Below are 10,062 nucleotides of genomic sequence, written 5' to 3' on the forward strand. Positions count from 1 at the left end.
GCAAGAGCGAGAAGAACCGCCGCACCGAGTTGAACGTTCAGAACTAAGCGACATCCGCGGGTTCTTCGGAACCCGCACCGCGACACTTCGAAGCCCGGCCTTGTGCCGGGCTTCGTTTTTGGGGGCCGGGATTGGGGATTGGGGATTCGAGATTCGGCAAAAGCGAAGCAGCGCCGCTTTCGGCTTTTGCGAATCCCCAATCCCGAATCCCCAATCCCGGCCCCAAATGTTGTCCGATCCAGCCCTGGCGCCTACACTGGCGCGCACTGTTCAAACGGCGTAGGAATCGTCTTCGCGCCGAATCCAGGAGAAAATCATGCGCCGAGTTATTGCCGGACTGTCGTTGATCTTGATTGCCGGCGCCTCGCAAGCGCAGAGCGCGGCCAATTGCGCGGCGCTGACCGCCTCGCGCGCGCAGCCGGTGCAGCCGACCCTGATCGCGCCGATCGCGCCGGAACTGGTCGCGCCCTCGCATCAGCTCGGCGCGCCCACCGGCGTGCTGTCGCAGGCGCTGGACGAAGCGCTGTCGGTCGACCAGGTGCTGTTGCGCATCCGCCTGGACGGCTGCAACGTTGCCAAGGCCACGCCGGCCTCGACCGGCATGCCGTCGGCCAACGATCCGGCCGCGTACAAGCCGCAGACCCAATACGACAACACGCCGTGGCGCTTCGACATGAGCCAGGGCGGCAAGCGCATGACCGCCGACGAATTCAGCGCCTGGATGAAGGCCAAGGGCGTGCGCGTGGCCAAGGGCAACGGCGCGCCCGCCGCGGCGGCCGCGCCGGCTCCGGCCGTCGATCCCGCACCGGCGCCGGCTCCGGCCGACGAGAAGAAGAAAAAGAAGTAAGCCTCGCCGCGGCGACGCGACTGCAGCGGCCGCGGGCAATGCCTGCGGCCGTTTTGTTTTGACCCGCGCGGCTTGGTCTCGCGGCGATAAGTGGCTTGAAGCCATGCGCGGGCTTTCGGCTCATGATCGTGGCGAGGCCGGATGGTCGCCTGGGTACTTCGCGAGCGGTTCGTATCGTGCGGCGGATCCGGGTTCGCTCTGCGGTCGCGCTTAACCCAGGCGATGCGTCCAGATCGCTTCGACCCGATCGCCGTCGGGTTCGTCCCTGTCGCCATGCCGCCGACGTTCCACAGCTTCCAGGACCGCGCTTGAGTACCTCATCCTCATCGCCCCGACATGGCCTGGCCCGCGTGCTGTCCAAGCAGGGCCTGTGCTCGCGCAGCGAAGCGGCGAAATGGATCGCCGCCGGGCGCGTGTCGGTCGACGGCCGCATCGTGCGCGATCCCGAATTTCCGATCGTGCAGGGCCGGCACAGGGTCCAAGTCGACGGTAACGCTGCCGACGCCGCGCCGCGCTTGTACCTGATGCTCAACAAGCCGCGCGGGCTGGTGACCACCGCCCAGGACGAACGCGGCCGCGACACCGTGTACCGCTGCCTCGACGGCGCGCGACTGGGCGACGCGCCGTTGCCGTGGCTGGCGCCGGTCGGTCGCCTCGACAAGGCCAGCGAAGGCCTGCTGCTGTTCTGCAACGATCCGCAATGGGCCGCGCGCATCACCGATCCGGACCGCGGGCCGGACAAGACCTATCACGTCCAGATCGATGCGATCCCCGATGCCGCGCGGTTGGCCGCGTTGGGCGAGGGCGTGATCGAGCACGGCGAACGCCTGCGCGCGAAGTCGGCGACGCTGCTGCGCGCCGGCGAGAAGAACGCGTGGCTGCAGATCGTGCTCGACGAAGGCCGCAACCGGCAGATCCGGCGTCTGCTGGCGGCGTTCGATATCGGCGTGCTGCGGCTGGTGCGGGTCGGGATCGGCGGATTGGCGCTCGGCGAGTTGGGCAAGGGCCAGTGGCGCGGACTCAGCGCGATCGAGGTCGCTGCGTTGGTCGCTGGCGACTGAAACGCGGTCTGTTGTCGGCGCGGCTCCAGCCTTGATGCGTTGCGATCTGGCGCTTGGGAAGGTCCGCAGTCAATCAAAGAACCGCGTCGGGGTTGAAACCTCTCCACAAGCCCTCGGTCGCAGCGATCGTCTTGATGTCGGCGTTACGACGCCCCGTCACAAGACTCGAAGTCCGACCCGGATATTCGCCACGCTGGCCGCGCAGCCGGCCTCGCAGACCGAACTGGCGATCGCCGATGCGGCGATGGCGCAGGTGTCGAACCGCTTGATCCAACTCGAAAAGGCCATGATCGCTTCACAGCAGTAAGCGCCGCCTCGCAGCGACGGCGTGTCAGTCGCGCGGCCCGGCGTCGCGCCAGCGCGCCAGGCGCGCATCGAGCAAGGCCGATACCACCTCGCGCGCGCGTTGGTCGCCCGGGCCGCGCGCATCGTGGCTACAGCCTTTACCGTGATTGCAGGTGGCGCAGGCCAGGGCGAGGTTGCGCGGGTCGTCGGCGTCGTCGCCGACGCGCGCGGTGAGCGCGGCGGCCGCGCGTTTGCCGAACCAGGCGCTGGGCACGACATGCTCCAGCGAAGTCGTGCCCAGGGCTTCGCCGTCCTCGCGCAGGCTCAGCGCGCGCCGGCAATGCAGGCAGCGGGTCTGCCAGACGTCGCCGTCGAACACGGCCAGCGCGTCGGTCTGTACGGCCTGCAGCAGGCGGCGACGCAGCGCGGCGCGCATGGGTCTATCGCGATGCGGACACGAGGCCCGCAGCGCGGGCTTCGTCGAAACCACCGCGACGCGGCGCAACACCGGCGCGGCCGGTGCTGCGTGCGAATCGCCGGGTTTGGATCAAGCTTTGATGACCCCGAGTTCGCGGCCGATCTTGGCGAAGGCGGCGATCGCGCGGTCCAGGTGTTCGCGCGTGTGCGCGGCCGACATCTGGGTGCGGATGCGCGCCTGGCCCTGCGGCACCACCGGGAAGAAGAAGCCGATCGCGTAGATGCCTTCTTCAAGCAGGCGCGAGGCGAACTTCTGCGCCAGCGGCGCGTCGTACAGCATCACCGGGCTGATCGGATGCACGCCGGGCTTCACGTCGAAACCCAGTTGGGTCATCTGCTCGCGGAAGTAGGCGGTGTTCTGCGCAAGCTGATCGCGCAGATCGCCGGCGGCCGACAACATTTCGAAGGCCTTGATGCCGGCCGCGACCACATGCGGCGGCAGCGAGTTCGAGAACAGGTACGGACGCGAACGCTGACGCAGCAGTTCGACCACTTCCTTCTTCGCGGTGGTGAAACCGCCGAGCGCGCCGCCCATGGCCTTGCCGAGGGTGCCGGTGAAGATGTCGATCTTGTCCATCACGCCCTTGACCTCGGCCGAGCCGCGGCCGTTCGCGCCGAGGAAACCGGTCGCGTGGCATTCGTCGATATGCACCAGCGCGCCGTACTTCTTCGCCAGCGCGGTGATTTCATCGAGCGGGGCGATGAAGCCGTCCATCGAGAACACGCCGTCGCTGGTGATCAGCTTGGTCTTGCAGCCGGCCGCATCGGCGGCCTGCAACTGCTTTTCCAGATCGGCCATGTCGCAGTTCGCGTAGCGGAAGCGCTTGGCCTTGCACAGACGCACGCCGTCGATGATCGAGGCATGGTTGAGCGCATCGGAGATGATCGCGTCGTTTTCGCCGAGCAGCGGTTCGAACAGACCGCCGTTGGCATCGAAGCAGGCCGCATACAGGATCGTGTCTTGCGTACCGAAGAAATCGGCGATGGTCTTTTCCAGCTGCTTGTGCAGGTCCTGGGTGCCGCAGATGAAGCGCACCGAGGCCATGCCGAAACCATGCGTGTCGAGCGCGTCCTTCGCCGCCTGGATGATGTCCGGATGATCGGCCAGGCCCAGATAATTATTGGCGCAGAAGTTCAACACCGTGCGCCCGTCTTCCAATTGAATCTCGGCCGACTGCGGGCTGGTGATCACGCGCTCGGACTTGAACAGCCCCTGCGCGCGGATTTCGTCGAGGGTGTCGGCGTAGTGTTGGGTCAGGGACATGGTGTGGGTTTCGTCGGTGCGTGAGGTTTGGAAGAAAAAAGAGTGGAGAAAAGTGAGAAGTGAGTAACAGCGGCAGCGAGGAGCTTCTACTCACTCCTCACTCCTCTGCACTCGTTCCTGCCCACTAATTCCAGCTGAGGACCACCTTGCCCGCCTTGCCCGCTTCCATCAGGTCGAAACCCTTCTGGAATTCGTCGATCGGCAATTGATGAGTGAGCACCTTGCCGAGCGGGAAACCGCTCAACACCAGTTGGGTCATCTTGTACCAGGTCTCGTACATCTTGCGGCCGTACATGCCGTGCAGGGTCAGGCCCTTGAAGATGATCTTGTCCCAGTCGGCGCCGGCGCCCTTGGGCATGATGCCGAGCATGGCGATCTTGCCGCCGTGGTACATGCAGTCGAGCATGTCGTTGAACGCGCGCGGGTTGCCGCTCATTTCCAGGCCGACGTCGAAACCTTCCATGTGCAGGTCGGCCATCACGTCCTTGAGCGACTGGTTGGCGACGTTGACCACGCGGGTGGCGCCCATGTCGGCGGCGAGCTTGAGGCGGAAATCGTTGACGTCGGTGACGACCACGTTGCGCGCGCCGATGTGCTTGCAGATGCCGGCGGCGATGATGCCGATCGGACCGGCGCCGGTGATCAGCACGTCCTCGCCGACCACGTCGAATTCCAGCGCGCAATGCGCGGCGTTGCCGTAGGGATCGAAGAACGCGGCCAGTTCGCTCGGGATCTGGTCGGGGATCGGCCACAGGTTGCTGGCCGGCATGACGATGTATTCGGCGAACGCACCGTTGCGGTTCACACCGATGCCGACCGTGTTCGGACAAAGATGCTGACGGCCGCCGCGGCAGTTGCGGCAGTGGCCGCAGACGATGTGGCCTTCGGCCGAAACGCGCTGACCGGGACGGTAGCCGACCACGCCGGGACCGACTTCGGCGACGCGGCCGACGAATTCATGGCCGATCACCAGGCCGGGCTTGATCGTGCGCTGGCTCCACTCGTCCCACAGATAGATGTGCAGGTCGGTGCCGCAGATGGCGGTCTTCTCGAGCTTGATCAGGACCTCGTTCGGACCGGGCACCGGCACCGGCACTTCTTCCAGCCAGATGCCCTTGCCGGCTTCGCGCTTGACCAGCGCTTTCATCGTTTGCGTCATTGGAGTCGATACCTAGGGGCCACGGCCAGGCCGGGCAGGAGAGAAGCGCGAATTATACGCCGCAGCTCTGCCTGGGTTGGCCCGTCCGGGTTTGCCCGCGGCGGGCGGCTTGGCCTATCGTCGCGACTTCCTCGTCGCTCCGGAAAATCCATGCGCCCCCGTGTGTTAGCCCTGTCCTTGGCGCTGTGCGCCACCGCCGCCCAGGCCGATGAAGGCATGTGGATGCCCTCGCAACTGCCCGACCTCGCGCGCCAGCTGCGCGCGGCGGGGTTCAAGGGCAATCCGAGCGATCTCGCCGAACTCACCCGCGCGCCGATGAACGCGGTGGTGAAGGTCGGCGGTGCGACCGGCGCCTTCGTTTCCCCCGATGGTCTGGTCCTGACCAACCACCACGTCGCCTTCGGCGTGATCCAGTACAACTCCAAGCCGGACCGCGACCTGATCGGCAACGGCTTCGTCGCCGCCGACCGCGCCGCCGAGCTGCCGGCCAATCCGGATTTCCGGGTGCTGGTCACGACCGGTTTCGACAAGGTCACCGAGCGCATCCTCGCCGGCGCGCGCGGCAAGCACGGCCGCGCTTACTACGATGCGGTCGACAGCGCGAGCAAGGCGGTGGTCGCCGAGTGCGAACGCGACGGCGGTACCCGTTGCAGCGTCGCCAACATGTACTACGGCACCGACTTCTATCTGATCCGCCAGCTGGAACTGCGCGATATCCGTCTGGTGTACGCGCCGCCCGACAGCATCGGCAACTATGGCGACGAGGTCGACAACTTCGTATGGCCGCGCCACAGCGGCGATTTCACCTTGCTGCGCGCCTACGTCGGCAAGGACGGCAAGCCGGCCGACTATTCGCCCGACAACGTGCCGTATGCGCCGCCCGGGCATCTGCAGGTGTCGACCGACCCGGTGCGCGAAGGCGATTACGCGATGCTCGCCGGTTATCCGGGCGTGACCTTCCGTCATCGCATGGCGTCCGAATTCACTCAGCAGATCGAGTGGCAACTGCCGTCGCGGGTGGCGCTGTACGGCGGCCTGATCAAGACCGTCGAAGCGGCCGGCGCCAACGACGCCGAGGCGAAGGTGCGCTACGCCGCGCAGGTCGCCGGCTTCAAGAACACCCTCAAGCGCGCGCAGGGCGAACTCGATGGCCTGCGTCGCAGCGATGCGGTCAAGGTGCGCGGCGACGACGAGGCGGCGATGCTGGCGTGGCTGGACAAGCAACCCGAGGCCAAGGCGATCCGCGCCGACATCGACGCCGCGCAGCAGGTGCTCGCCGCGGGCGCGGCGATGCGCGAACGCGATCAGCTGTTGACCGCGATCCGCACCCAGACCCAGTTGCTCAACACCGCGCTGACCGTGCAACGCCTGGCGTTGGAACGCGGCAAGCCCGATGCGCAGCGCGAAAGCGGCTATCAGCAACGCGACGATGCGCTGATCGCCGGCCGCTTCAAGCAGGTGCAGCGGCGGTACTGGCTGCCGGTCGAAAAGGAATTGCTGCTGTATCTGCTGAGCCAGTACAAGGCGCTGCCGAAGGCCGCGCGCGTGGCCGAGTTCGATCAGGTATTCGCAGGCGAGGATCGCGCCTCGCTGCAACGCACGCTCGATGCTCTGTACGCGGGCACCCGCCTGGGCGACGAAGCCGCGCGCCTGCAGGCGATGAACAGCGATGCCAAACAGTTGCAGGCCAGCGACGACAGCCTGCTCAAGGCCGCGGCCACGCTGCTGCCGGCGGTGCTGCGCATCGAAGAGGAAACCAAGGCGCGCGAAGGCGAGCTGTTGCGCCTGCGCCCGGCCTATATGCGCGCCTTGATCGCGTATCGTCATTCGCAGGGCCGGGCAGTCTATCCGGATGCGAACTCGACCCTGCGGGTGAGCTACGGCAAGGTCAGCACGATGGACCCGCGCGACGGCGTGCGCTATCGGCCGCTGACCACGGTCCAGGGCATCGTCGAGAAGCACACCGGGGTCAAGCCGTTCGACGCGCCGCAGGCCTTGCGCGATGCGATCGCCAAGGGCGATTTCGGCAGCACGCTCGATCCCGAACTCAAGACCCAGACGGTCGATTTCCTTACCAACCTCGACACCACCGGGGGCAATTCCGGCTCGCCGGTGCTCGACGCCAACGGCAAGCTGATCGGGCTGAACTTCGACAGCAACTGGGAAGCGGTCAGCGCCAGTTGGATGTTCGATCCGCGCTACAAGCGCGCGATCCACGTCGACATGCGCTATATGCGCTGGTTGCTGGCCAAGGTGTATCCGGCGCCGCATCTGCTCAAGGAAATGAAGCTGCCGGCGGAGTGATCCGGGATTCGCGTGCGGCGCGCGGGATGTGCCGCACGCGATCTGGATAGGCCCCGGCCGATGCGATCGGGGCGGCCGGGGTGTTTGCCGATGTTGGCGTCCGCCGGCGGTGGGTCGCGGCTGCGCCGGGTCGCGACCGGTATCGCAGAATCGGCCGATAGCGGCCCGCTTTCGGGCTTGCACCGACTCGTTTTTGCCGCCACGCGGCCCTCGTTCGTGGCGGCCCCGGCCCGATGGGGCTAGACTTTCACACTGTTTTTTCGCACTCAGCAGGGGAATACGATGCGCTACACCGTAATGGCCGCCGCGATCGCGGCAGGGACGCTGGCACTGGGCGCTGCGACTACGGCAAGCGCCGTCGAAGGCATGTGGGTGCCGCAGCAGCTGCCGGAAATCTCCGTGGCGCTGAAGAAGGCCGGGCTCAAGCTCAATGCCAAGCAGCTGGCCGACCTCACCGGCGACCCGATGGGCGCGGTGGTGTCGCTGGGTGGCTGCACCGCGAGCTTCGTCGCTCCGCGCGGGCTGGTGGTGACCAACCACCATTGCGCCTACGGCGCGATCCAGTTGAACTCGACCGCGCAGAAAAACCTGATGCGCGACGGCTTCAACGCCGCGACGATGGAGCAGGAAGTCTCCGCCGGCCCGTCCTCGCGCATCTACGTGCTCGACTCGATTCAGGACGTGACCGCGCAGGTCAAGGCCGTGATCGACGATGCGGTCGAGCCGATCGATCGCACCCATGCGCTGGAAGCGATCGAGAAGAAACTGATCGCCTCATGCGAAGCCGAAGCCGGTTACAGCTGCGAGCTGTACAGCTTCTTCGGTGGCGGCACTTACCGTTTGTTCCGCACGGTCGAGATCAAGGACGTGCGTCTGGTGTATGCGCCTCCGGGCAGCGTCGGCAACTACGGCGGCGAAGTCGACAACTGGATGTGGCCGCGCCACACCGGCGACTTCTCGTTCTACCGCGCCTATGTCGGCAAGGACGGCAAGCCGGCCGAGTACTCCAAGGACAACGTGCCGTATCAGCCCAAGCGCTATCTGAAACTCGCCGACAAGCCGCTGGGCGAGGGCGATTTCGTCATGGTCGCCGGTTACCCGGGCCGCACCAACCGTTACGCGCTGGCCAGCGAGTTCGATTCGACCGCGGGCTGGACCTATCCGACCATCGCCGGCCACTACAAGGCGCTGATCGAACTGGTCGGCGAAACCGCGAAGAAAGACCCGGAAATCGCGGTGAAATACGCCAGCACCGTGCGCGGCTGGCAGAACACCTCGAAGAACTACGATGGCCAGTTGGAAGGCTTCGAGCGCATCGGCGCGGCGCAGAAGAAAAGCGCCGATGAAGCGGCCGTGCTCGACTGGCTGCGCAAGCGCGGTGCGCAGGGCGCCGCGGCGCTGGCCGCGCACGACAAGCTGGTCGCGGTCAATCAAAGTGCGGTCGCGCACCGTCAGCGCGATCTGGTCTTCAGCCAGTTGCGCCGCGTCGGCGTGATCTCGGCGGCGGGCACGCTGTACCGCCTGTCGGTCGAACGCGCCAAGCCCGACGCCGAGCGCGAAGCCGGTTATCAGCAGCGCGATCTGCCGAGCATCAAGGGCGCGTTGGAACAGATGGAGCGCCGCTACGACCCGCGCATGGACCGCGAGCTGCAGGCCTATTGGCTGCGCGAGTACGTCAAGCTGCCGGCCGGCGAACGCATCGCCGAACTCGATCGCTGGCTCGGCGGCTCCGACGAGAAGGCGATCAAGCGCGGTCTCGACAAGCTGGCCAAGACCAAGCTCGGCACCACCAAGGAACGTCTGGCGCTGATCGACGACGATCGCGCGAGCCTGGACAAGAGCAAGGACCCGGCGATCCAGCTGGCCAAGGCGCTGTTGCCGGCGGTGCTGCGCATCGAACAGGAAGCCAAGACCCGCGAAGGCGAATCGCTGGCGGCGCGTCCGGTGTATCTGCAGGGCGTGATCGATTACCGCAAGAGCAAGAAGCAGTCGGTGTATCCGGACGCGAACTCGACCCTGCGCATCACCTTCGGCAACGTCAAGCCCTACACCAAGCTCGACGGCAGCAAGCAGGCGGCGTTCACCAAGCTCGAAGAGATCGCGGCCAAGGCCACCGGCCAGGATCCGTTCGATGCGCCCGACACTTTGCTCGAAGCGGTCGCCGACAAGCGTTATGGCGGTCTGGCCGACAAGCGCCTGAAGTCGGTGCCGGTGAATTTCCTGTCCGACCTGGACATCACCGGCGGCAATTCCGGCTCGCCGGTGCTCGACGGCGAAGGCAAGCTGGTGGGTCTGGCGTTCGACGGCAACTGGGAATCGGTGAGTTCGAACTGGCTGTTCGATCCGACCATGACCCGCATGATCGCGGTCGATCAGCGCTATATGCGCTGGATCATGCAGGAGGTGTACCCGGCGCCGCAGTTGCTGGTCGAGCTGGGCGTGCCCGCGAAGAAGTAATCGCGGTTGCATCGTTGGATGTGCGAAACGCCAGTCGGGGAACCGGCTGGCGTTTTGTTTTGTGGGGTGTTGTGGTTGCGGTGAAAAGCTAAAAGCTAAAAGCGAAGGGGCTGTCCTAGATAAGGGTTATAGCCCCGTCCAGTCCCGTAGCGTAGCAAGCTGCTCGCGCGGGGTGCCGTAGTTGAAGCGGAACTCACATTCCTTCAAA

The 10,062-nt window shown here is 66.0% G+C and carries 8 protein-coding genes and 1 pseudogene; 5 read left to right on the top strand and 4 right to left on the bottom strand.

The genetic code is table 11. From position 1 onward, the window contains the following. Positions 1–316: 316 nt before the first annotated feature. The 3 genes from AC3A4T_RS24415 to AC3A4T_RS24425 all read left to right on the top strand — a co-directional run bounded on the left by AC3A4T_RS24415 (position 317) and on the right by AC3A4T_RS24425 (position 2,215). On the top strand, positions 317–847 hold the full coding sequence (locus tag AC3A4T_RS24415) for a hypothetical protein (RefSeq protein ID WP_157476564.1): 531 nt from the start codon (positions 317–319) through the stop codon (positions 845–847). 308 nt (positions 848–1,155) lie between these two features. Continuing rightward, positions 1,156–1,908, top strand: a complete 753-nt coding sequence (locus AC3A4T_RS24420; protein WP_487677747.1) for a pseudouridine synthase — start codon at positions 1,156–1,158, stop codon at positions 1,906–1,908. Positions 1,909–1,942: 34 nt separating this feature from the next. Next, positions 1,943–2,215, top strand: coding sequence for a hypothetical protein (locus AC3A4T_RS24425; protein ID WP_487677748.1), 273 nt, complete (start codon positions 1,943–1,945; stop codon positions 2,213–2,215). Between the two features lie 24 nt (positions 2,216–2,239). Here the strand turns inward: AC3A4T_RS24425 and AC3A4T_RS24430 are convergent, their stop codons facing one another. The 3 genes from AC3A4T_RS24430 to tdh form a co-directional block, all read right to left on the bottom strand. Next, positions 2,240–2,629, bottom strand: a complete 390-nt coding sequence (locus AC3A4T_RS24430; RefSeq protein WP_487677749.1) for an HNH endonuclease — start codon at positions 2,627–2,629, stop codon at positions 2,240–2,242. A 111-nt stretch (positions 2,630–2,740) separates the two neighbouring features. Beyond that, positions 2,741–3,934, bottom strand: a complete 1,194-nt coding sequence (gene kbl, locus AC3A4T_RS24435; RefSeq protein ID WP_487677750.1) for a glycine C-acetyltransferase — start codon at positions 3,932–3,934, stop codon at positions 2,741–2,743. A gap of 124 nt (positions 3,935–4,058) precedes the next feature. Continuing rightward, the gene (gene tdh, locus AC3A4T_RS24440; RefSeq protein ID WP_200957249.1) at positions 4,059–5,093 is read right to left on the bottom strand and encodes an L-threonine 3-dehydrogenase; all 1,035 of its coding nucleotides are present in this window, start codon (positions 5,091–5,093) and stop codon (positions 4,059–4,061) included. Between the two features lie 150 nt (positions 5,094–5,243). Between tdh and AC3A4T_RS24445 the strand changes: the two genes are divergently transcribed. Then, positions 5,244–7,397 carry a S46 family peptidase gene (locus AC3A4T_RS24445; protein ID WP_487677751.1) on the top strand — a complete coding sequence of 718 codons (2,154 nt, stop codon included), beginning with the start codon at positions 5,244–5,246 and terminating at the stop codon, positions 7,395–7,397. A 282-nt stretch (positions 7,398–7,679) separates the two neighbouring features. Further along, positions 7,680–9,854 (top strand): S46 family peptidase, encoded by a 2,175-nt coding sequence (locus AC3A4T_RS24450; protein ID WP_487677752.1) that lies wholly within the window; start codon positions 7,680–7,682, stop codon positions 9,852–9,854. Positions 9,855–9,980: 126 nt separating this feature from the next. Here AC3A4T_RS24450 and AC3A4T_RS24455 read toward each other — a convergent pair. After that, positions 9,981–10,062 (bottom strand): annotated as a pseudogene (locus tag AC3A4T_RS24455) (IS1595 family transposase); the annotation flags it as partial.

This window comes from Lysobacter sp. Soil_N_51 (assembly GCF_057655755.1).